General features: G+C 40.3%; 22 protein-coding genes. 18 read left to right on the plus strand and 4 right to left on the minus strand.

Translation table 11 applies throughout. From position 1 onward, the window contains the following. The first annotated feature begins 84 nt into the window (after positions 1-84). The 3 genes from miaA (at position 85) to spoVK (ending at position 2,733) form a co-directional block, all read left to right on the plus strand. The gene (gene miaA, locus MKY77_RS11175; RefSeq protein WP_339145881.1) at positions 85-1,035 is read left to right on the plus strand and encodes a tRNA (adenosine(37)-N6)-dimethylallyltransferase MiaA; all 951 of its coding nucleotides are present in this window, start codon (positions 85-87) and stop codon (positions 1,033-1,035) included. Between the two features lie 30 nt (positions 1,036-1,065). Continuing rightward, entirely contained in the window at positions 1,066-1,293 is a 228-nt protein-coding gene (gene hfq, locus MKY77_RS11180) for an RNA chaperone Hfq (RefSeq protein WP_010193436.1), read from the plus strand. Positions 1,294-1,761: 468 nt separating this feature from the next. Then, positions 1,762-2,733 carry a stage V sporulation protein K gene (gene spoVK / locus MKY77_RS11185; protein ID WP_342515718.1) on the plus strand — a complete coding sequence of 324 codons (972 nt, stop codon included), beginning with the start codon at positions 1,762-1,764 and terminating at the stop codon, positions 2,731-2,733. Positions 2,734-2,770: 37 nt separating this feature from the next. Here the strand turns inward: spoVK and crtI are convergent, their stop codons facing one another. Further along, entirely contained in the window at positions 2,771-4,276 is a 1,506-nt protein-coding gene (gene crtI / locus MKY77_RS11190; RefSeq protein ID WP_339145882.1) for a phytoene desaturase family protein, read from the minus strand. A 136-nt stretch (positions 4,277-4,412) separates the two neighbouring features. Between crtI and MKY77_RS11195 the strand changes: the two genes are divergently transcribed. Both MKY77_RS11195 and MKY77_RS11200 read left to right on the plus strand, forming a co-directional pair. Further along, positions 4,413-5,486 (plus strand): glycosyltransferase family 2 protein, encoded by a 1,074-nt coding sequence (locus tag MKY77_RS11195; protein ID WP_339145883.1) that lies wholly within the window; start codon positions 4,413-4,415, stop codon positions 5,484-5,486. Positions 5,487-5,501: 15 nt separating this feature from the next. Continuing rightward, positions 5,502-6,032, plus strand: a complete 531-nt coding sequence (locus MKY77_RS11200) for a glycosyl-4,4'-diaponeurosporenoate acyltransferase (RefSeq protein ID WP_339145884.1) — start codon at positions 5,502-5,504, stop codon at positions 6,030-6,032. Here MKY77_RS11200 and MKY77_RS11205 read toward each other — a convergent pair. After that, positions 6,029-6,637, minus strand: coding sequence for a trimeric intracellular cation channel family protein (locus MKY77_RS11205; RefSeq protein ID WP_339149794.1), 609 nt, complete (start codon positions 6,635-6,637; stop codon positions 6,029-6,031). The two genes, MKY77_RS11200 and MKY77_RS11205, sit on opposite strands and share 4 nt — an antisense overlap. A 175-nt stretch (positions 6,638-6,812) precedes the next feature. On the opposite strand from MKY77_RS11205, the gene hflX reads away from it, so the two are divergent. The 4 genes from hflX (at position 6,813) to glnA (ending at position 11,837) form a co-directional block, all read left to right on the plus strand. Continuing rightward, complete coding sequence (gene hflX, locus MKY77_RS11210; RefSeq protein ID WP_339145885.1) at positions 6,813-8,081, plus strand: GTPase HflX; 1,269 nt, start codon at positions 6,813-6,815, stop codon at positions 8,079-8,081. 12 nt (positions 8,082-8,093) lie between these two features. Further along, positions 8,094-9,362 carry a methionine gamma-lyase family protein gene (locus MKY77_RS11215; protein WP_339145886.1) on the plus strand — a complete coding sequence of 423 codons (1,269 nt, stop codon included), beginning with the start codon at positions 8,094-8,096 and terminating at the stop codon, positions 9,360-9,362. Between the two features lie 669 nt (positions 9,363-10,031). Continuing rightward, on the plus strand, positions 10,032-10,433 hold the full coding sequence (locus MKY77_RS11220) for a MerR family transcriptional regulator (protein WP_339145888.1): 402 nt from the start codon (positions 10,032-10,034) through the stop codon (positions 10,431-10,433). Between the two features lie 69 nt (positions 10,434-10,502). After that, positions 10,503-11,837 carry a type I glutamate--ammonia ligase gene (gene glnA, locus MKY77_RS11225; RefSeq protein WP_339145889.1) on the plus strand — a complete coding sequence of 445 codons (1,335 nt, stop codon included), beginning with the start codon at positions 10,503-10,505 and terminating at the stop codon, positions 11,835-11,837. Between the two features lie 831 nt (positions 11,838-12,668). Here the strand turns inward: glnA and MKY77_RS11230 are convergent. Next, positions 12,669-13,358, minus strand: a complete 690-nt coding sequence (locus MKY77_RS11230) for a hypothetical protein (RefSeq protein ID WP_339145891.1) — start codon at positions 13,356-13,358, stop codon at positions 12,669-12,671. 977 nt (positions 13,359-14,335) lie between these two features. On the opposite strand from MKY77_RS11230, the gene MKY77_RS11235 reads away from it, so the two are divergent. The 4 genes from MKY77_RS11235 to MKY77_RS11250 all read left to right on the plus strand — a co-directional run bounded on the left by MKY77_RS11235 (position 14,336) and on the right by MKY77_RS11250 (position 16,697). Next, positions 14,336-14,737 (plus strand): hypothetical protein, encoded by a 402-nt coding sequence (locus MKY77_RS11235; RefSeq protein WP_339145892.1) that lies wholly within the window; start codon positions 14,336-14,338, stop codon positions 14,735-14,737. A 19-nt stretch (positions 14,738-14,756) separates the two neighbouring features. Beyond that, positions 14,757-14,990: a phage holin gene (locus MKY77_RS11240; protein ID WP_339145893.1), complete on the plus strand. Its 234-nt coding sequence runs from the start codon at positions 14,757-14,759 to the stop codon at positions 14,988-14,990. 83 nt (positions 14,991-15,073) lie between these two features. Next, positions 15,074-16,018, plus strand: a complete 945-nt coding sequence (locus MKY77_RS11245) for a nucleoside hydrolase (protein WP_339145894.1) — start codon at positions 15,074-15,076, stop codon at positions 16,016-16,018. A 79-nt stretch (positions 16,019-16,097) separates the two neighbouring features. Continuing rightward, positions 16,098-16,697: a DUF421 domain-containing protein gene (locus tag MKY77_RS11250; RefSeq protein WP_339145895.1), complete on the plus strand. Its 600-nt coding sequence runs from the start codon at positions 16,098-16,100 to the stop codon at positions 16,695-16,697. Between the two features lie 83 nt (positions 16,698-16,780). Here the strand turns inward: MKY77_RS11250 and lexA are convergent, their stop codons facing one another. Then, complete coding sequence (gene lexA, locus MKY77_RS11255) at positions 16,781-17,392, minus strand: transcriptional repressor LexA (protein ID WP_010193459.1); 612 nt, start codon at positions 17,390-17,392, stop codon at positions 16,781-16,783. A gap of 329 nt (positions 17,393-17,721) precedes the next feature. Between lexA and MKY77_RS11260 the strand changes: the two genes are divergently transcribed. The 5 genes from MKY77_RS11260 (at position 17,722) to MKY77_RS11280 (ending at position 21,680) form a co-directional block, all read left to right on the plus strand. Then, entirely contained in the window at positions 17,722-18,396 is a 675-nt protein-coding gene (locus tag MKY77_RS11260) for a recombinase family protein (protein WP_339145896.1), read from the plus strand. Positions 18,397-18,441: 45 nt separating this feature from the next. After that, positions 18,442-18,672 carry a DUF896 domain-containing protein gene (locus tag MKY77_RS11265; protein WP_339145898.1) on the plus strand — a complete coding sequence of 77 codons (231 nt, stop codon included), beginning with the start codon at positions 18,442-18,444 and terminating at the stop codon, positions 18,670-18,672. Positions 18,673-18,763: 91 nt separating this feature from the next. After that, positions 18,764-20,770 (plus strand): transketolase, encoded by a 2,007-nt coding sequence (gene tkt, locus MKY77_RS11270; RefSeq protein WP_339145899.1) that lies wholly within the window; start codon positions 18,764-18,766, stop codon positions 20,768-20,770. A 168-nt stretch (positions 20,771-20,938) separates the two neighbouring features. After that, positions 20,939-21,370, plus strand: a complete 432-nt coding sequence (gene sirA, locus MKY77_RS11275) for a sporulation inhibitor of replication protein SirA (RefSeq protein WP_339145900.1) — start codon at positions 20,939-20,941, stop codon at positions 21,368-21,370. 91 nt (positions 21,371-21,461) lie between these two features. Beyond that, positions 21,462-21,680 carry a YneF family protein gene (locus tag MKY77_RS11280; RefSeq protein WP_339145901.1) on the plus strand — a complete coding sequence of 73 codons (219 nt, stop codon included), beginning with the start codon at positions 21,462-21,464 and terminating at the stop codon, positions 21,678-21,680. The last annotated feature ends 88 nt before the right edge of the window (positions 21,681-21,768 follow it).

Raw genomic sequence — 21,768 nt, forward strand, 5'->3', positions numbered from 1 at the left:
TTTTTTATCAACAAGGTTGAGCCCATAAGTAAATGGGTATAATGATATCTTGTGATAAAGATTAATTGAGAGAGTGAGTGAGTGTTGGGAGAGAAACAAAAAATTATCGTGATCATCGGACCGACAGCAGTCGGGAAGACCAAAACGAGCGTGGAATTGGCCAAGGCGTTAAACGGAGAAATCATCAGCGGGGATTCCATGCAGATATACAAGGGTATGGATATTGGTACCGCCAAGGTGAGTAAGGAGGAAATGCAAGGAATTCCTCATTACTTGATTGATATCAAGGAACCAACCGATGCCTATTCCGTTGCTGAATTCCAACAAGATGTCCGTAACCGAATCGACGAGATTGCCTTAAGGGGGCATATTCCCATTATTGTTGGTGGGACGGGTCTTTATATCCAGTCTGTTTTATTTGACTACCAATTTTCCGAAAGTGGCAAGGACGAAGAAGTTCGAAGAGATTTAGAGAAAAGATGTGAAGAGGTAGGTTTCGAAAAGCTTCATGCCGAGCTCGCGGAAATCGATCCGAAAAGTGCTGCGAATATCCATCCTAATAATGTGCGACGGGTCATTCGTGCGTTGGAAATCTTTCATACAACAGGGAAAACTATGTCTGAGTATCAAGAAACACAGCAGCCTGAGCCATTATATGATGTGGCACTTATTGGACTTACGATGGAACGGGAAGAATTGTACGATCGAATCAATCTCAGAGTGGACATGATGGTAGAGGAAGGCTTGTTTGAAGAAGTACAAGATCTTTATGACAAGGGTATCCATGATTGTCAGTCCATCCAAGCTATCGGGTATAAGGAATTGTATGCATTCTTTGATGGGAGAGTTTCAAAAGAACAGGCAATAGAAGATTTGAAACAGAATTCAAGAAGATATGCCAAACGTCAGCTCACATGGTTCCGAAACAAAATGGATGTTACATGGTTTGATATGACGTATGGAGATTTTGAACAAAAGTTATCACAAATTTTTACGTTTATTGCAGGAAAGCTTCAACTTGAAGCGAATAAGTAAGGAAGATAGAGATAAGAGGAGGACGAAAAAATGAAGCAATCGATTAATATCCAAGATCAAGTTCTAAATCAATTAAGAAAAGATGGAACAAGTGTAACGGTATTCTTGCTGAATGGGTTTCAACTTCGCGGATTAATTAAAGGGTTTGATAATTTCACTGTGCTTCTGGAAACGGAAGGGAAGCAACAGTTGATTTATAAACACGCCATCTCTACTTTTTCTCCATCTAAGAATGTACAAATTGAAACAGAAGCATAAAACCAGCCTAAGGCTGGTTTTTTATTTTTACCGTTTTTCCATTTAAATCAGGCTCTATTTCCAAGAGTTTGTTGCTATATACTAGTAAAAAGTCGGCAATTGGACTTTTTGCAGCGTACATACTCTAAAAATGCATTAGAAAAATTATTAATGCAAGGAAAAGAGCACGACAAAAGGAATAGAACGGTTGGTTTAAAAGTACGTAAAAGCACAAAGTTTACGAAAATGGCCTAAAATAAACATATAGCTCCTCTATTTACATATATTTAGTAAATAAATGGAGAAATTCTCTCCATTTGTTTTTGTTCCAAAATAATGGTCAGGAAAAGGAATTATTTCTCGGGAAAGCGCATAATATGACAGGTTTGTCAATAGTTTGTTGAAAATATAAGAAACTTGTAAAAGAAAATCGAATAAAGGAAATGGAAGTGTTAAAAAAAAGAGAGTGTGTCTTTATTACATCGAGATATGTCGGATTTTGGTACGGAAATGAGGTGGACGCTCTTGGATCAATCCATGACAAATCAAAACGGGAAAATAAATATTGTATTGAATGGACAGAAAAAACCTTTGAAAGTGACTCATGTACAAACACAGGTAGAGCCTTATACTCCCGCTAATCATACTATTCTACAAGAAATAGAAAGAGAGCTTGGGGAGCTAGTCGGCCTTCAGGAAATGAAAAAAGTGGTCAAGGAAATCTATGCGTGGATCTATGTGAATAAAAAAAGGGAAGAAGCTGGACTGAAAATAGAAAAACAAGTGCTTCACATGATGTTTAAAGGAAATCCCGGTACAGGAAAAACGACAGTTGCAAGATTGATTGGTAAGTTGTTCTGTGACATGAATGTGCTTTCAAAGGGACATCTGATAGAAGCGGAGCGGGCGGATTTGGTTGGGGAATATATAGGGCATACCGCTCAAAAGACGAGAGACCTAGTAAAGAAAGCGCTTGGAGGGATCTTATTTGTGGATGAAGCCTATTCATTGGCGCGAGGAGGGGAGAAGGATTTCGGCAAGGAGGCCATTGATACACTTGTAAAGCATATGGAGGATAAGCAGCACGACTTCATCCTTATACTTGCAGGCTATCAACGGGAAATGGAGGAATTCCTGAGAACCAACCCAGGGTTAATATCACGATTTCCCATTATTGTCGATTTCCCCGATTATACTGTGGATGAGTTAATGGAAATCTGTCAACGGATGCTTAAAGATCGTGAATATCTCCTAAGCAAAGAGGCGGAATGGAAATTGAGGGAGCATCTGAATCAAATGAAAAGTGTGTTGATGCCATCCGCTTTCAGTAATGGCAGATATATTAGGAATATGCTTGAAAAGTCCATCAGAACGCAGGCGATGCGGCTGTTAATGCATGACAGATTTGATAGAAGTGAATTGATGACAATTGAAGCAAGAGATCTTTTATTAAAGTGGTAATAATAGAAATAGCAGCCCGGTGGCTGCTATTTTCTGGTTATCCAATATTTTTTCCTATTTGTTCCAAATCCTCCTTGATGGCATCTGCGGTCAGTTGCCCAGACAGGGTCACCATCGGAACACCACCGCCGGGGTGAGTGGATCCACCAGTGAAATATAGATTGCTCAAAACTTTGCTGCGGCACGGAATCTTGAAGCCGCCATTCTTTTTCCGGTCTGTAACCACTCCATAAATGGATCCACCGTTAGCTCCATATAAATTTTGTAAATCATTTGGAGTAAAGGAGTATTCGAATTCTATGGAATCCTTTAACCCGCCAAGTCCCATTCTTTCCAACTTGGTAAGGACTTTTTCGCGGTAAATATCTTTATATTCCTCCCATGTTTCCCCTTCCTTCAGAGGAGGAACATGTGTTAGAACGAACAAATTCTCTTTGCCCTCAGGTGCTTGGGTAGAGTCCGATTTAGAGGAAACCCCTAAATAGATCGTTGGATCCTTTGCAGGCAGTCCTTTGTTGAATATGGTCTCAAACTCCACTGCAGGATCTTTGGAAAAGAAAAAGTTATGATGTGCCAACTGTTCATATTGTCTTTTCACTCCTAGTAAGAGGACCAGGCCAGAGACCGTGGGAGAATATTTTACCAGATCGTTTGCTGCCCGCTCAGCCATAGGAACACCTTTCAAGAGAGTTTTATACGCCGGAATCGCTTCAAGGTTGGAGACGACGAAATCGGCAAGGATTTCCTCCCCATCTTCCAACAGCACCCCTGTAGCTTTGCGACCGTCAGTAAGAATTTTCCCGACCGATGCATTCAGTTTATAATCTACCTTCAGTTCGTCAAGGAGCTTCTGCATCGCTTCGGCAATTTTATACATTCCGCCCTTCACATAGTAAATACCAAGCCCTAGCTGTACATGCGTGAGTTGGGAAAGTACGGCAGGTGCGTGGTAGGGGGATGAGCCGATGTACATGATCATAAAATTGAAAAGCTGCTGTAAATGCTTGTCCTCAAAGTATTTCTTTGTGATCTGATCCATGGATTTCATTGGATCCATGCCGATAAGTTCCTTAAGATTATGCAATGCACGCAGTTCTGCTAAACCGGATAGGCTCTTTTTATAAAAACTCTTCAAGCTGTATTCATACATCCTGCTGCAATAGTTCAGGTATTCAAAAAATCCGTTTGCATCTTTTGTAGAGTGCTCCCTGATCTGCTCAAGCATTTTAGGGAGGTCGCTTGTCACATCGATCGTCGTACCATCTTCAAAAAATGTTTTCCACTGAGGTTCGATTCTCTCGATCTTGATGTAATCATGAAGGTTGCGATTTGCGCTCGCAAATAATTGCTCCAACACCCATGGCATCGTCAAGATGGACGGACCGGTATCGAAGGAATAGCCTTTCCCGGAACGAATATTCATTTTGCCTCCTAGCCGCTCGCCCTTTTCAATCACTTTTACTTCATTTCCGTCTGCGGAAAGACGGATCGCGGCAGATAGGCCACCAAGGCCGCCGCCTATTACTACTACTTTCTTTTTCATTTTTTTCCTCCTTATGAAAACCTGGCAGTTTGACTAGACTGTCTAATATTAGTTTTCATGAATGGTTTTTAATTTTTTATTTTGCCCTTTTTTTCCATTTTCATAACTATACTGATTATTTATTGGAGGACTTAACATGGTATGGTTCACAACGTTGATGACACTGTTACTGGGAAGAATCCTGTTTTTTCACATTCCTACTTTCCGCGTACATAATGGACAGTTAGAACATTTAAAGAAAGTGACCGTCATTATTCCCGCTAGAAATGAAGGGGGGAATCTCCCGGCACTTTTACAGTCCTTACAGCCGTATCGTAAAAAAGTAAAAGAAATTCTTGTAGTGGATGATCATTCGACAGATAACACTACGGAAGTGGCGAGGTACTTTGGTGCGAGAGTGATAAAATTAAAAGAACTCCCGGTAGGATGGTTTGGTAAATCATTTGGTTGTTGGAATGGTGCATTACAGGCTAAAGGTGACATTCTTCTTTTTCTGGATGCTGACACGGTGATCAAGGAAAATGGTTTAGAAAATATGCTGGCTGTCTACAAGGGCATGGGGGAGGTTATCTCTGTTCAGCCGTTCCACATTATAAAAGAAAGGTATGAAAGTTTATCTTCCTTTTTTCATCTAGTGATTATGGGATCTCTCGGTGCTTTTCATCTTTTACAAAAGTGGACTTCTGTAAAAGGTGCTTTCGGGCAATGTATGCTCATTCACCGGCAGGATTATTTTAAATACGGTGGACATGAGGCGATACAAGGGGAGTTGATGGAAAACATGGCGTTTGGTTTCATCGTTCAGAATCACGGAGGGAAAGTACGTTGCTTCAGTGGTTTAGGTGCAGTACAGATGAGGATGTACCCGGAAGGAATGGGGGATTTGTGGAGAGGTTGGAGTAAGAGCTTTGCAACCGGGGCCTCAAGAACAAGTATTATGTATTTGCTTTTAGTTTCTTTATGGCTAGGGGGATTAATGACATTTCTGACAAGTTATCAATCCATTCCGATAGAGCTATATATAGGGGTTTACATACTAATAGCGTTACATATTAAGAGAACTTTGTCGACGGTTGGTATGTTTGGGTGGGGAACGGCTTTACTTTTTCCTTTTCACCTACTGTTCTTTATTATGCTGTTTGCTTACTCTTGTTTTCAGACCTTTTTCAAAAGAAACGTTTCTTGGAAGGGGAGGAAAATCGATTTATAGGAGCGTGACGGTGGGATGTTGATGGAACTGGGACCACTCACAGGAACCATAGTGAACATTGTGGCATGGCTCTTTATTCAGCTTGGGATAGCCTACCTTGCTCTAAAAATACCAAAAGAATGGATATCCAATGAGAATGCATGGTTTCGAGAAAAAAGATGGGAAAGTGCCGTATACGCCCTAATTAAAATAAAAAAGTGGAAAGATCGACTTCCAGAGGCTGGCGACATTTTTAAGAGCGGTTTTTCGAAAAAGAGGTTAGAAAGCATGAACAGAGACTATCTCCGCCTGTTTGTAGTGGAAACAAGAAGGGGGGAACTGACACATATCCTGGTGATGCTTCCTGGAGTGCTGTTCTTTCTATGGAATCCCCTTTATGTAGGTTGGATAATGGTATGTTATGGAATTCTAGTTAACTTGCCGTTCGCTTTGTTGCAACGATATAACAGACATCGTTTATTAAATATAATCAACAAACAAAAACAGGAGGCTGTTACCCCTCCTGTGGATCGTTCGCTTGCTGTAATAAAAACAACAGATATTTAAGCTTGAGTTTGCAAGCTTCTATTAGGCAATTTCCATTTATAGGTGTACGATAATACGCGTAAAGTGACAATTCCTATAAATAAGATATAAAGGTGGATTGGAGAACTTGCGATACCAAATGCGATGATGAGGCCTGCTAGGATGGCCCATGCTGCATAAATTTCTGCTCTCAATACAAGCGGTTTCCTGCCTGCAAGCAAGTCGCGGATAATACCACCACCACTTCCTGTCAGAACTGCAGCGACTACTACCGCACTGATTGGGTGGTTCATGCTGGTTGCGTATAATGCCCCTTGGATGGCAAATGCGGCAAGTCCGATGGCATCAAAAAAGTTGCCCCACTTCCGCCAATGCTTTAGTAGGTTGTTTGGAAAAAGGAAGACTGCTGTCATGGCGACGAGGGCTACCTGAAAGAGCATCCCTTGTTCCCACAGTGCAGAGATAGGAACCCCTATCAAAAGATTTCGCACCGCTCCTCCACCAAAAGCTGTCACTATCCCTAATATATAAACACCGAGTATGTCATACTCTTCTTCCATGGCGACTATCGCCCCGCTTATTGCGAATGCGATGGTCCCAATAATGCTGAAAACTTCCCAAGTCATGCGATCACACTCCGTTACTAGGTCAAACATTAAAAGCCTTCCTGATTTTATATAGAAATCAGTAGGAATGCAATAGTTTTAAAGGATTTAATAGAGAAAAAACGTATATTTTGATATGATTATAAGAACTTGTTCAACTTTACATTCATTTTCTATAGAAAAAGGGGTTACGCATTTGAACGAAACACTGAACAAAGACAAAGAACGGGTCATTCTGGTAGGTTGCCAACTGCCAAAAGATGATGACCAAACATTTTTTTATTCGATGGATGAACTGTCATCCCTCACGAAAACAGCCAATGGGGAAGTTATTGTCTCACTTACCCAAAAGAGGGAAAGGGTTCACCCCGCTACATATATAGGTAAAGGGAAGATAGAAGAACTTATCCAGCTTGAGGAAGAGTTGGAACCTGAGATTATTATATTCAATGGGGAATTGGCACCGAGTCAAAACAGAAACCTTTCCAAAGTGCTGAATGCCAGAATCATAGATCGCACTCAGTTGATTTTAGACATTTTCGCCCAGCGTGCTAAATCAAAAGAAGGTAAACTCCAAGTGGAACTTGCTCAGCTTCAATACCTACTGCCACGTCTTGGTGGGAAGGGTGTGGAATTGTCCAGGCTAGGAGGGGGAATTGGAACAAGAGGACCGGGTGAAACGAAATTAGAGTCGGATCGGAGACATATCAATAGAAGAATTGTGGATATCAAGACACAATTATCCTCCATCGTCAGTCACCGTGAACGATACCGTGAGCGTAGAAAGCGTAACCAAGCTTTTCAACTTTCACTGGTGGGATATACAAATGCGGGTAAATCCACCATTTTCAACCGTTTGACTGAAGCTGGGACTTTTGAGGAAAACCTCTTGTTCGCCACACTTGATCCCACAACAAGAAAAATCATGCTGCCCTCAGGCTTTCACGCCCTTTTAACAGATACAGTAGGATTCATTCAGGACCTACCGACCTCCCTTGTTGCGGCGTTCCGCTCTACACTCGAGGAGGTAACAGAGGCGGACTTGATTTTGCACGTGGTAGACAGTTCAAGTCCGGATCATGTTAATCATGAGAAGACAGTGGATAAATTGCTGAAGGAGCTTGGAGTAGAAGGAGTTCCGGTATTAACAATCTATAATAAAAGGGATCAAACGACCGAGGGGTTTACACCAGCATATAATGAAGAGATGTTGCATATAAGCGCCCTCGAAAAGGAAGACATAAAAAGGTTGACTGACAAAATTGAATCATTAATAAAAGTGCAAATGGATCCCTATCATATTAATGTCCCTTCATCAGAAGGAAAATTGATTGCACAATTGAAGCAAGAAACAGTCTTGACAAAATTGGACTTCACAGAAGAGGAAGAAAGTTATACGGTGGAAGGCTATTATTTTAATAACTCAAAATTGGCTTCCGTGATTCAACAAAGAATGAAGAAATAGAGGAGAATACAAATGTTTCATTTATTACAGCATGGGGAAGTCATTGAACCGATTGTACGTAAGATTGAAGAGACGCTCCAAGAAAGCTTTCATCAGGTAGATGCAAATGTAGAAACGAACCAATTCCGCGTATTAAAAAGCTTTCAGGGAAATCGGGTAAGTGATTCTCATTTCATTCCATCAACCGGTTACGGATATGATGATATAGGACGAGATACATTAGAGAAAATCTATGCAGAAGTATTCGGCGGGGAAGCGGGGCTTGTGCGACCTCAAATAATTTCCGGAACTCATGCGATCTCCATTGCTCTGTTTGGAGTGTTGCGTCCGGGAGACGAATTGCTTTATATAACAGGAAAGCCATACGACACCCTTGAAGAAATCGTAGGAATCAGGGGCAGTGGTGTTGGGTCTCTAAAAGAGTACAACATAGGCTACAAGACCATCGATTTAAAAAATAATCGTGGAATAGATTGGGAGAGCGTCAGTAACGCCATCACTCCTTCTACAAAAATGATTGGCATACAACGTTCAAAGGGCTATGCCACTCGTCCTTCCTTCACAGTGGAAGAAATAAAGGAAATGATCCGCTTTGTAAAGGAAATCAAGCCAGATGTGGTAGTGTTTGTAGACAACTGTTACGGGGAATTTGTAGAGCTTTTGGAACCTTGTCATGTTGGAGCCGATTTGATGGCAGGATCACTGATAAAAAACCCTGGTGGAGGAATCGCCAAAACAGGTGGGTATATCGTTGGGAAAAAAGAACTGGTGGAAGCCTGTTCCTACCGGATGACTTCCCCTGGAATCGGTGCAGAAGCCGGTGCGAGCCTATATAGCCTACAGGAAATGTATCAAGGCTTCTTCCTTGCTCCCCATGTTGTGGGACAGGCGTTGAAAGGTGCAATGTTCACTGCCGCCTTGTTGGAGGAGCTTGGAATGAATACTTCCCCGAGTTGGGATGCGCACCGCACTGACTTGATCCAATCTGTACAGTTTGATGATAAAGAGAAGATGATTGCCTTCTGTCAGGCGATTCAATATGCTTCCCCTGTCAATTCTCACGTTACGCCATATGCCAACTACATGCCTGGATATGAAGATGATGTCATCATGGCTGCGGGAACATTTATCCAAGGTGCTAGTATTGAACTGACTGCTGATGGTCCAATAAGGGCGCCTTATGTTGCGTATGTCCAGGGTGGACTTACATATTCACATGTTAAGATTGCGGTTTGTAGTGCTGTGGATCATTTGATTAGTAAGGGATTATTAGATAAATAAAAAAAATTTGTTATGAGCCTTGGGGATCCCGGGCTTTTTTTATGACAAGTGAGGGTTGAAGAGACAATTTTGAGCGGAATATTGGGTTGAGGGGTGCAGCATTAGTGGGATGAGAACAATCTTGGGTGTGATTCTTGGTTGAGATTGTCATTATGAGGAGGATGATGACAATCTCGAATGTGATACTGGGTTGAGATTGTCATTATGGGTTGTACGAGAACAATCTCGAGTATAATTCTTGGTTGAGGTTGTCATTATGAGGGGGATGAGGACAATCTCGAATGTGATACTGGGATGAGATTGTCATTATGGGTTGTATGAGAACAATCTCGAGTATGATTCTGGGATGAGATAGTCATTATGAGGGGGATGAGGACAATCACGAAGGTGATACTGGATTGAGATTGTCATCACGGGTTGTATGAGAGCAAGCTTGAGTAAGAACTAATAAACGGTATGTTTTTAAATGTGCGGAACAGGTTATAGATAAAAGGGACATTAATAATCTTCATACATACTTGTCGCAAGCCGCATTTCACACCTTTATTCCTTAGAATTATAGTCTTATTTAAAAATGATGTCAGAAAACCTAACATAATCTTGACAGATTATCTAACATCGCATAAAATAAGAGTAACTTCATAGGAAATGATGAAAGGAGGATTTGTAGTGAGTGACAATATCAGACGTTCAATGCCGTTATTTCCAATAGGAATTGTCATGCAACTAACGGAATTGTCAGCTCGACAAATCCGTTATTATGAAGAAAATGAGCTTGTGTTTCCAGCACGTTCAGATGGAAACCGCCGACTATTTTCCTTCAATGATGTAGATACCTTATTAGAGATCAAAAACCTCATTGAACAGAAGGTCAATATCGCGGGGATCAAACAGTTAATGGCAGTCAAGCAACAACAGATAGCTCCTTCGCAGGAAGTGACAAAAGAGGCTGCAAAACCAGAGTTATCAGATGACCAGCTACGCAAACTGTTACGTGCGGAAATGATGCAAGCCGGAAGATATAATCGAACGAGTCTTCGTCAAGGAGACATGTCCCGATTTTTCCATTAATTATTTTGAGTTTTTTGGTAAGTTTTTATTAAAACTATAATAGTAAAAATTTCGAGGAGGAACTTATTTATGGCTAAGTACACACACGAGGATATTAAACGTATTGTGCAAGAGGAAAATGTAAAATATATCCGTCTTCAATTTACGGATATTCTGGGAACGATCAAAAATGTGGAGATTCCAGTAAGTCAATTAGAAAAAGCATTAGATAATAAAATGATGTTTGATGGATCTTCCATTGAAGGTTTCGTACGTATCGAAGAGTCCGATATGAACCTTTACCCAGACCTTGACACTTTCGTTGTATTCCCTTGGACTTCTGAAAAAGGTAAAGTTGCTCGCTTCATCTGTGACATTTACAATCCAGATGGAACTCCATTTGAAGGAGATCCTCGTGCTAACCTAAAGCGTATGCTAAAAGAAATGGAAGACCTAGGATTCTCTGATTTCAATGTTGGTCCTGAGCCAGAGTTCTTCCTATTCAAGTTAGATGCAAAAGGCGAACCTACATTAGAACTAAATGATAAAGGTGGTTATTTTGACTTAGCTCCAACGGACCTTGGTGAAAATTGCCGTCGTGATATCGTTCTTGAACTAGAAGAAATGGGTTTTGAAATTGAAGCGTCCCACCATGAGGTAGCTCCAGGGCAACATGAAATTGATTTCAAATATGCAAATGCCATTACAGCTTGTGATGATATTCAAACGTTCAAGCTTGTTGTAAAAACGATTGCTCGTAAGCACGGTTTACATGCGACATTCATGCCTAAACCATTATTCGGTGTGAACGGTTCAGGTATGCACTGTAACCTTTCCTTATTCCAAAATGGCGAAAATGCGTTTTACGATCAAAATGGCGACTTGGAATTGAGTGAAAACGCTAGACACTTCATCGCAGGTATCATCAAGCATGCAACAGCGTTTACAGCGGTAACAAACCCTACTGTTAACTCTTATAAGCGTCTTGTACCTGGATACGAAGCACCTTGTTATGTTGCATGGTCCGCCCGTAACCGTAGCCCATTGATCCGTATTCCGGCATCCCGGGGAATCTCCACTCGTGTAGAGGTTCGTAGTGTAGACCCTGCAGCTAACCCTTACCTTGCAATGGCTGTATTACTGCAAGCTGGACTTGACGGCATCAAAAATAAATTGGAAGCACCAAAGCCGATCGACCGCAACATCTATGTTATGAACAAAGAAGAGCGTGTGGCTGCTGGTATCGCAGACCTTCCTGCAACACTTGCTGCTGCACTTGAAGAATTAAAATCAAATGAAGTTATCCAAGCTGCTCTAGGTGAGCATTTACTTGAGCACTTCATTGAAGCAAAAGAAATCGAGTGGGATATGTTCCGCACCCAGGTTCACCCATGGGAAAGAGATCAATATCTAACTCAATATTAATAAGCGAAACCCCTTGATACGATTGGTATTGAGGGGTTTTTAAATTAATTGGGTTTATTAGCTGAAATCGAATTTTTATGGGCGCACCCATGAAATACCCATAAAATAAGTTACCGTCATTTCTACATAATATAAGGTTGAGATCGTGGCGGTGATAAGATTCTTCTAGGGCGAGTTTTATTCTGATTTTGAAAATTACGATGAAATACTTAGTTATTTACAATGCTTTTCCTTATGGTGATAGTTTTTTTAGAAGTGAATGTCTTAGGATTTCCAAATAAATCCTCGCAAAGTACAGCTGAGCTGAGAATCAAGTGTTTTATTAATATGAATCAAACCTTCTTATAAGTCGATGTCATTCCAAGTAAGAGCAGCTACTTCTCCTTTTCTCATTCCTGTTTCTAATAGCATTTTGAAGAAGAACCAGTATGTGTACCCATATTTGGAATAACCTCGATAGTAACAATACAATTGTTGTTGGTATTGTGCTGTTAGTTGCTGGTGTGCCGAACACTGTGAACAATACCTCAAATTCAGCAAAAGGAAATTTAAAAACATAGGATTGTTGATTCCTTGAGTTCTATTAATCAATCAAGATTCCTCTAATGCGAAACGGGAGAAGATGGCCAAGCAACATGGAATCAGAAATTACAAGGGTACTGCAGCACAGAACCCGAAATTGCTGAGTAGTTTGAAAAAATAAGGATAAGCCCTTCTTTAACTAGAAAGGCTTATGTCGACGTATATATTCTTGAAATTTTTAGGTAATCATTACGCTATTTGTAATACCTTTTCTATCAAGTAGTTGACAACACCATTTTGATATTCTAGTTAAAAGAGTGTAGTACCTGGACCTGACGGAAGTGTAAAAGTTGGTGGAGTAGTTGGTGTTTGACAACGATTAGGGTTCACGTCACACGTGTTACCGTTTTGATCTACAATAATAGGTCTGGTAACTGTAGCGGTAGTGCGTAATATAATTTTAAATAAAATTCCTTCAATTAGGGTAATTCCTGCAGCGTCGAGAACCGGTACTCCCGGTTGGACAAATATCCCCTCTACTTCTAGTGGGGTTTCTTGCAACACATCCTGAGGACAAGCTCCAGGACAATCTGTGTGTGCTTGGAAAGGTAAACTTGTATTAAGAATAATAGGTGCAATACCTAATACAGAAATGGTAATTGTTGCAGGAACAAGCCCAATGTTAACCACCTTATCTTGAATAATTCTGGCATTTTGGGTTATTTCACTCAAATTTGGAACGACATTAATAGAAACAATATCATCGAGAACTCCTAATCCAGCAAATGCTGTTATTGGAAGCGTTATTTCTGCAACCTTTTGTACCATTTTTGAACATACAACGGAATTAACCAACGTACAGGTGCTATTTACTGGCGCCATACTTGTATGGTTAGTAAAGTTGCAAGAACAAGCTGAATCTTTAGATCCACAGCTTTTACATTTTTTTGTATGTTCACAATTTGAAGACTTCTTCTTATATTCATAATAAAATGACATTAAATTTCCACCCTTTCAATTAGCTATTATTAAACATGCAGTAAACCTGCTGCTTAATAATAGTGTATTACCTAATGGGATTTTGGTACATGGATAAAAACCCATTTTATGTATATGGATAAGCATATAGTGAATTTGTAGGATTTTTAATTAAAAAATCTCAGAGAAAATGTGCAACAAAAAAAGCCTGAAAGTCGTTAAGGCAATATACGACTTCAGGTTAAGTCTTTTAATATTGTGAGGGGGCATTTTGTTGTCATATTAGAATATGTAAATGTAGAAATAAAGTGAAAGTGAATAGCATTTAGATTATAAGTAGTAAGGTTGGAGTTTTTACTACTGGTGGTGCATATTCAAAGTGGTATTGACATCCATGTAATCAAATTAATAAAACGCTTAAAATTGGAAAGTCCACACTGTTGGTAAAAGATTCAATTGTCTTAATTCTCTTCTAATGTATCAGCAAACGGTATTAATTATATAACCTAATTGTACAACAAACTATATTATCGATTTTACCCATATTTGTTTAATTGGTCGATCAAGCTTTTTCTCCAAAACTAAGCTGAAGGAACTAAATCAAAATTTAATCGGGAGTACAAAATGTAGTCGGCAGATTAAAATAATAAAATTCTCTAGTTGATCGCAGTGGAAGGATCGAAGACTCCTCGAAAATGCTTACGCATTTTCTTCGTGTGATGAATTGCTGTCGAAGTCTTCATTGTCATGCGGGAGGAAAGGACATGGAAGACCTCCCAGTAGCCCGAGGAGGCTACCGGACTGCCCGCGGAAACGAAGCTCCTGCAACAAAGATCAACTCTTCCAACAGATAGCCTAACTAGTTTATAGTTTGTCAACAGTGTGAACCTTTGCACATACTCGTGTAAAGGTTTTTTATGTTTTGTGATTTTTGTTCTGTCATAATATCCCTTTTAATCAAATATGCTTTAGTAGTAAGTGTACAAAGGAGTGGCTATATGGCAAAAGTGAATCATCCTACCGTAACTGCTGAAATGATAGAAAAGTATTATGAGTGCAATAAACAGAAGAAAGAAATAGAGAAAGAGATGGAAGAGCTGAAGGAACGATTTCATCTTTATTTTGACAAGAGCTTTGGAGCGGATGAAAAAGCTGAAGTGATTATGGGAGGGTACAAGCTGCAAAGACAGGTCAGGGTATCAGAAAGGTATTCGGATGAAACGGTCCTTAAGCTTGAAGCTCTGAGCATGAATGAATTAATAAAGACTGTCAAAAAGCCTGACGATGCAAAAATCAAAGCCGCCATAAAGCTGAACCTTCTAAAAGAAGAGGATATAAAAGGCTGTTTGGTTTCCACATCATCATTGGCTATATCAGTAAAGCCACTTACGCCAAAATAATTGAGAGGGGGATTGTACTATGACAGAACAAAGACAAATCAGACCGGTTTCTAAAGGTGCATGGTTCCGAATAGTGTTTCTGGCATTTGCTCTTCTTAACCAATTGTTGGTCGTTTACGGGAAATCACCGTTACCTTTTACGGAAGCGCAGTTGGAGCAATTATTTAGTATAATCTGGACTTCTGTGGCGGCGGTTATTGCATGGTGGAAGGACAATGACTGGACAGAAAAAGCTAGAAGTAGGGTGAAGTAATGTATATGTGGGACCGAGGTGACATCACCTTGGTTTTTGTTATTTAATTTGAAAGTCAAAATGCCTAAATGGAGGTGAATAGAATGAAGATATTACTTTTTGCAGATCCCGGAATTGACGACTCATTAGCAATTATCTATGCATTGCTTCATCCTGAAATAGATCTGATGGGAATTGTGACAGGGTATGGAAATGTCTCAGTGTTCGATGCAACAAGGAACGCTGCCTATCTATTGGAACTGGCAGGAAGGTCTGATATTCCGGTAATTAGGGGAGCTTCCCAACCCCTAAGTGGGATTCATACAACCTTTTACCCCGAGATTCACGGACCTCAGGGGCTGGGACCAATAATACCGCCAGAGGATTTTCAAGCTGATGTTAGTCCATTTGAGCTCATGTTTGAAATTATAGAGAGGAATATAGAAGACATTGTAATTGTGGATGTGGGGAGACAAACCACCCTTGCTTTCGCCTACAACCTCCGACCTGAACTTATGGAGCAGGTAAAGGAGGTGTACCTCATGGGGGGAGCATTCATGGTTCCCGGAAATGTGACAGATGTTGCGGAGGCGAACTTTTGGGGTGATCCCATTGCCACTTCGGCTATCTTGAACAAGGCGAAAAAGGTATACATTACCCCACTCAATGTAACAAATAGGGCCATAGTGACAAGGGATATTGCGACATTCATTTTTAATCATACGAGCAGCCCCTACAAATATTTGATTCCAGCCGTCACTAATTATTATGCTGCATTCTACGACCAGGTGCTGCCAGGTATAGATGGTTCGCCAGTGCATGATGCATTCACTCTTTACTATCTAATAAACAGGGATAAAACATATACAATCAAGAGAGATGTAAGGGTTGCGATTGTGGACGGAAGCAGAGGGCAAAGTATAGCAGATTTAAGGATGGTCTATAAAGAGCCTGAACTTGAACATTATATAGTGATGGATTTTGATTATAACCATTTTATTGCTGACTTTATAAGGGTTAACTTGGCAGACGGGAGCCAACTTTCTTAATTTCATAGATTGTCACCTGAATAAATTACTGTGAAATGATTATTATAAGGACATAGTATTTCGATGGGGTGACAATACAATGGATTTAAATTGGATTTGGAAAGCTATTTTGATAACAATCATTGGCACATTCTTATTAAGGATTGCAGGTAGAAAATCCATATCCCAAATGACTTTGGCCCAAGTGGTAATTATGATTGGTATAGGTTCCTTGTTAATTCAACCTTTAGCAGGAAGGAGTATTTGGGTGACATTCGGGGTGGGGATCACACTTGTGGTAACACTTGTGTTGATGGAGTTCTTGCAACTAAAATCAGACATTTTTGAGAAGTTGATTACTGGTAAGGCGAAAATACTGATAGAAAATGGAAACCTAAATGAAAAAACTTTGAAAAAATTAAGGTTTACCATTGATCAATTGGAGATGAAACTTAGACAAAATAGTATTTCTAGTATAAGTGATGTAAAGTGGGCCACACTCGAACCGAACGGACAAATAGGGTTTGAATTAACAGAACAAGCAAAGCCGATAACAAAGAAGGATTGGAATCTCCTCTATCAGGAAATCCAGCTCTTAAAAATAATGATTGACCCCACAATCAAACCAAGTCGAATAAATAATGAGAAAGAGGGAAATTTATTTACCGAAGTGAAAAATGGAAAACATGAACTTAAATAACGTCCAAGCGAAACACTTGATTAACCAAATAAAATTTTCTTAAGGAAATATTAATAAGAAAAAAAGCCGATGGTCGGCTTTTTTTAATGGATATTACGGTACACACCAATCACTTTACCAAGAATACTCACATTGCGAACAATGATTGGTTCTAATGTGGAGTTTTCAGGTTGTAATCGGATATAATCTTTTTCTTTAAAGAAACGTTTAACGGTAGCTTCATCCTCTTCGGTCATTGCCACTACGATGTCCCCATTGTTAGCGGACTGTTGTTGGCGAACAATAACGTAGTCCCCATCAAGGATCCCTGCTTCTATCATACTGTCTCCCATAACCTCAAGCATGAAAACCTGCTCGTCAGGTGCAACATAGCGGTCAGGAAGTGGGAAGTAGTCTTCCACATTCTCAATGGCTGTAATCGGTTGTCCGGCAGTTACTTTACCGATGATTGGTACATTGACTGCAGAAATCTTCGGTACAAGTTCATCTTCCATAATTTCAATGGCTCTTGGTTTCGTTGGGTCCCGGCGAATGAGCCCTTTGCTTTCAAGTCGTGCAAGATGACCGTGAACAGTGGAACTGGAAGCAAGTCCAACCGCTTCACCAATCTCACGGACGGATGGTGGATATCCCTTTGCTTGGACTTCTTTTTTTATGTAATCCAATATGTCCTGTTGCCTTTTTGATAGTTTCATATTCCGCACCTCTATCATTTATATTGTTATCAGTATAGCATCTTTTCATCAAAAATACAAACATAAGTTCGAATTATTGACAAGAATATACGTTCGCTTGATAATTATAGTAGGCTATCATCGTATACTTTGTCGCTTTTTCGTATTTTCAACTAGCCGTAATAATCCTTACTGTCGTGCTCTTTTCTCAGCGGTACTGAATAGACTACCTGCCTATTTTAGTAAAAGTAACAATAAAAGCTCCAATTGACGACTTTTTATTGTTGAATGGCAACAATCTATGAAGGAAAGAGCCAAATAGTTTAAAAGAATGGTGGAGGAAAACGTACATGAAGGGAATCATATATTGCCGTGTGAGTACCAAAAAAGACACACAAGAAACTTCGCTAACCCGTCAAAGGGAAGAATTAGTATCTTTAGCGGCAAATCGAGGTATTGAAGTTATCCAAGTAGTGGAAGAACAAGCGAGCGGCTATGACTTGGATCGTGAAGGGGTTTTCCAAATAATCGAGCTTATTTCAAGTGAGCATGTTGATGTGCTGCTAATTCAGGATGAAACAAGGCTTGGCAGAGGAAATGCCAAAATCGCATTTTTACATTGGTTGCGGAAACATGAAATAAAGATATTTTCAATAACAGATAATGGAGAATTGAGATTATCTGATTCTGATTCAATGGTGATGGATATTGTGGCCATTGTAGAGGAATACCAAAGAAAGTTACATAATTTAAAAATAAAACGGGGCATGCAACGGGCAGTTAAAAGTGGATATGATCCTACCAAAAACCTCACAAACCTACACATGAGCCCTGGAAGGGATAAAATTGATGTGCCTATAGAAGAGATTGTGAGGCTACGAAAAAACAAGCTGACTTTTCATGAAATCGCTGCCACTTTAAGAGGCCTTGGGTATGATGTGTCTAAGGCGACTGTAAACAGACGGTATCGGGAATATATAGAAGAGAGCGACACCGGTTTGCTTGTAAAAAAAGAACCGCTCTAGTAAGATAAAAGCATATCTTCACAAGGAAGAAAGAAGGAGTTTTCTATGCTATCAAAAGAAAAAATCGCAAGAATTAACGCACTCTCCAAAAAGGCCAAAAGCGAAGGTCTTACGAAGGAAGAAACAGCAGAACAACAAAAGCTTCGTCAGGAATATATCAAGACGTTCCGTGCTTCCATGGAAAATACTCTCCAGGGGGTAACGGTTGTGGATCCGGAAGGAAATGATGTCACGCCTGAAAAATTGAAAGAAACAAAAAAGAATTTAAAGCATTAAACGCTTTTTTTCAGAACATTGGAACATACTATCTATGATAAAATAGAATTTTTCCAATAAAAATAAGTATAAAAGAGAAAGGGTGGAAAAGATGACACAACAAATAGATCAACTTTCCATTAACACAATTCGTACACTATCTATCGATGCAATTGAAAAAGCAAATTCCGGCCATCCAGGTATGCCTATGGGCGCTGCGCCAATGGGATACTCTTTATGGACAAAGTTCATGAATCACAATCCAAAGAATCCAAATTGGTTCAATAGAGACCGTTTTGTACTATCTGCGGGTCATGGTTCCATGCTGCTTTATAGCCTTTTGCATCTAGGCGGATACGATGTATCCATGGAGGACTTGAAAGAATTCCGTCAGTGGGGAAGCAAAACTCCCGGTCATCCTGAAGTTGGACATACTCCTGGGGTAGACGCCACAACTGGTCCTCTTGGACAAGGTATTGCAATGGGTGTTGGCATGGCAATGGCAGAGCGCCACCTTGCAGCTACATATAACAAAGAAGGCATGGAATTGGTAAATCACTTTACATATAGCATTTGTGGAGATGGTGATTTAATGGAGGGTGTTTCCGGAGAAGCAGCTTCCCTGGCATCCCATCTCAAATTGGGCCGATTCATTGTCCTTTATGATTCCAATGATATTTCACTTGATGGTGATTTAGATCGTTCCTTCTCTGAAAGCATTGAAATGCGTTTTAAAGGATATGGCTGGCAGTATATCCGCGTGGAGGATGGAAACAACTTAGAGGAAATCTCAGCGGCAGTGGAAGAAGCACAGAGTGATCTGTCTCGCCCAACAATGATCGAAGTGAAAACAACTATCGGTTATGGTTCACCAAATCGTTCAGGTAAATCTGATGTTCATGGTGCTCCACTTGGATCAGATGAGTTGAAATTGACGAAAGAAGCATACAAATGGACTTTCGAGAACGACTTCCATGTTCCAGAAGAAGTATATACACATTTCCGTGAAACAGTAGCTGAAAAAGGTGCTAAAGCGGAAGCGGAATGGAATGAGCTGTTTGATGCGTATAAAGCTAAGTATCCTGAGCTTGGAAAACAACTAGACGCAGCGATGAAAGGTGAGCTTCCTGAAGGTTGGGATTCTGAAATTCCAGTTTATGAAGAAGGAAAAAGCCTGGCTTCCCGCGCATCTTCTGGAGAAGTTCTAAATGCCATTGCAAAACAAGTACCTTACTTCTTTGGTGGATCGGCTGACTTGGCTGGATCAAATAAAACAAATATTAAAAATGAAGCAGATTTTACTGCTGAAGATTACAGTGGCCGCAATATCTGGTTTGGTGTACGTGAATTTGGAATGGGTGCAGCCATGAACGGTATGGCGCTACACGGTGGTTTGAAAGTGTATGGAGGTACATTCTTTGTATTCTCTGATTATCTGCGTCCTGCTATTCGATTGGCAGCTCTTCAACAACTGCCTGTCACATATGTGTTCACACATGACTCCATTGCTGTTGGAGAAGATGGACCTACCCATGAGCCAATCGAACAGCTTCCATCATTACGTGCAATGCCTAACCTAAGTGTCATTCGTCCTGCAGATGGAAACGAGACGGCAGCTGCATGGAAAGTTGCACTGGAATCCGAGAAAACACCGACGGCTCTTGTGTTGACTCGTCAAAACCTTCCAACGATCAAAGGAACGGATGAGACAGCTCTAGAAGGCGTACGTAAAGGTGCATATGTCATCTCCAAAGCTGGGAAAGACATAGCGGATGCCCTTATCCTTGCAACTGGATCCGAGGTTGGTCTTGCTATTGAAGCGCAAAAAGCATTACAGCAAGATGGCATTCATGTTTCTGTTGTCAGCATGCCGTCATGGGATCGCTTTGAGCAGCAATCTCAAGAATACAAAAACTCTGTATTACCTAAAGACGTAAAAAAACGTCTGGGTATTGAAATGGCAACTCCACTTGGGTGGGAACGCTATACTGGAGACGAAGGGGATATCCTAGCTATCAACGGATTTGGAGCTTCAGCACCTGGTGAGCGCATTATGAAAGAATACGGATTTACTACTGAAAATGTAGTTGCTAGAGTGAAAGCACTACTTGATAAATAATGGTTGTGTAAAATAGAAAGAGAGCAATGCCTCATCACGGCATTGCTTTCTTTTTTTGCATTTCGACAACATCCGCTAAAAATAGCCCCTTGCCAACTACACTATAAGACAAAACTCTTCCTTAAGATTCACTATAATAAAAAGAAAGAAGTGATAGGAGGGTTTCGTTTGCGTCAATACATGATCTATTTAATAGAGGAAGAAGTAGCCAAGCATTATTCCGGTAATGAATTAAAGCTTTTTCAACTCTTTCAACAATACGAACAAGAGGAACCACTTCATTCTATAATCAAACAACAAGTGGATTATGTCACCATCCCAATTCCCACCTTCCCGCTTCAACAGTCTTTGGAACATGCACTCAAAAACAGCGCTGGCTACAAACGAGTGGCCTATCAGCATCAAATAGAAAAAGTTGACTCAACTGCAAAGCTTTCCATCTTTGAAAAGTATTTAAAGCTCTCCTCCACAGGTTCTTTTGAAGCAGAAGCCATTTTCTTTGAAATCATCAGGAAACAGGCACCATACTTCCTTGCAATTGACACCAGCTCCAATCGTTATGGTTGGTTGCAACCAATCAAACAAAGAAAATTTGTTTGATTGGTGGAGAAATCTATCGGAAAATGTTGTATAATAGGTTCTAGTTTAGTACACTACATTGGTAGACCTAGTTTTGAGGAGGAAATTTTTGATGGCAACATGGATTTGGATTCTTTTTGTAGTTCTAGCACTAATTGCTGGGGTTGCACTAGGATTTTTCATCGCTCGTAAGTACATGATGACTTACTTAAAGAAAAATCCACCAATTAATGAGCAAATGCTTCGCGTGATGATGATGCAAATGGGAATGAAACCATCCCAAAAGAAAATTAATCAAATGATGTCTGCGATGAATAAGCAAATGAAATAAATGAGAAGGCACTCCAGTGATGTGGGTGCTTTTTCTTTTGGTTCGGGGGATGTGATGTGGTATCTGTGTGCAACGGATGCAGCGCGGA

Origin of the sequence: Sutcliffiella sp. FSL R7-0096 (assembly GCF_038595065.1) — a bacterium.
In the GTDB taxonomy this organism is placed as follows: Bacteria; Bacillota; Bacilli; order Bacillales; family Bacillaceae_I; genus Sutcliffiella_A.

What these genes read in the sequence shown, in the direction of transcription:
- MKY77_RS11230 (WP_339145891.1), bottom strand. Translation starts at nt 13,358, where the DNA reads ATGTCATTTTATTATGAATATAAGAAGAAGTCTTCAAATTGTGAACAT.
- MKY77_RS11265 (WP_339145898.1), top strand. Translation starts at nt 18,442, where the DNA reads ATGCTATCAAAAGAAAAAATCGCAAGAATTAACGCACTCTCCAAAAAG.
- MKY77_RS11260 (WP_339145896.1), top strand. Translation starts at nt 17,722, where the DNA reads ATGAAGGGAATCATATATTGCCGTGTGAGTACCAAAAAAGACACACAA.
- tkt (WP_339145899.1), top strand. Translation starts at nt 18,764, where the DNA reads ATGACACAACAAATAGATCAACTTTCCATTAACACAATTCGTACACTA.
- MKY77_RS11245 (WP_339145894.1), top strand. Translation starts at nt 15,074, where the DNA reads ATGAAGATATTACTTTTTGCAGATCCCGGAATTGACGACTCATTAGCA.
- MKY77_RS11205 (WP_339149794.1), bottom strand. Translation starts at nt 6,637, where the DNA reads ATGACTTGGGAAGTTTTCAGCATTATTGGGACCATCGCATTCGCAATA.
- glnA (WP_339145889.1), top strand. Translation starts at nt 10,503, where the DNA reads ATGGCTAAGTACACACACGAGGATATTAAACGTATTGTGCAAGAGGAA.
- MKY77_RS11195 (WP_339145883.1), top strand. Translation starts at nt 4,413, where the DNA reads ATGGTATGGTTCACAACGTTGATGACACTGTTACTGGGAAGAATCCTG.
- MKY77_RS11200 (WP_339145884.1), top strand. Translation starts at nt 5,502, where the DNA reads ATGTTGATGGAACTGGGACCACTCACAGGAACCATAGTGAACATTGTG.
- crtI (WP_339145882.1), bottom strand. Translation starts at nt 4,276, where the DNA reads ATGAAAAAGAAAGTAGTAGTAATAGGCGGCGGCCTTGGTGGCCTATCT.
- MKY77_RS11235 (WP_339145892.1), top strand. Translation starts at nt 14,336, where the DNA reads ATGGCAAAAGTGAATCATCCTACCGTAACTGCTGAAATGATAGAAAAG.
- MKY77_RS11215 (WP_339145886.1), top strand. Translation starts at nt 8,094, where the DNA reads ATGTTTCATTTATTACAGCATGGGGAAGTCATTGAACCGATTGTACGT.
- MKY77_RS11280 (WP_339145901.1), top strand. Translation starts at nt 21,462, where the DNA reads ATGGCAACATGGATTTGGATTCTTTTTGTAGTTCTAGCACTAATTGCT.
- MKY77_RS11240 (WP_339145893.1), top strand. Translation starts at nt 14,757, where the DNA reads ATGACAGAACAAAGACAAATCAGACCGGTTTCTAAAGGTGCATGGTTC.
- lexA (WP_010193459.1), bottom strand. Translation starts at nt 17,392, where the DNA reads ATGAAACTATCAAAAAGGCAACAGGACATATTGGATTACATAAAAAAA.
- MKY77_RS11250 (WP_339145895.1), top strand. Translation starts at nt 16,098, where the DNA reads ATGGATTTAAATTGGATTTGGAAAGCTATTTTGATAACAATCATTGGC.
- spoVK (WP_342515718.1), top strand. Translation starts at nt 1,762, where the DNA reads ATGTCGGATTTTGGTACGGAAATGAGGTGGACGCTCTTGGATCAATCC.
- hfq (WP_010193436.1), top strand. Translation starts at nt 1,066, where the DNA reads ATGAAGCAATCGATTAATATCCAAGATCAAGTTCTAAATCAATTAAGA.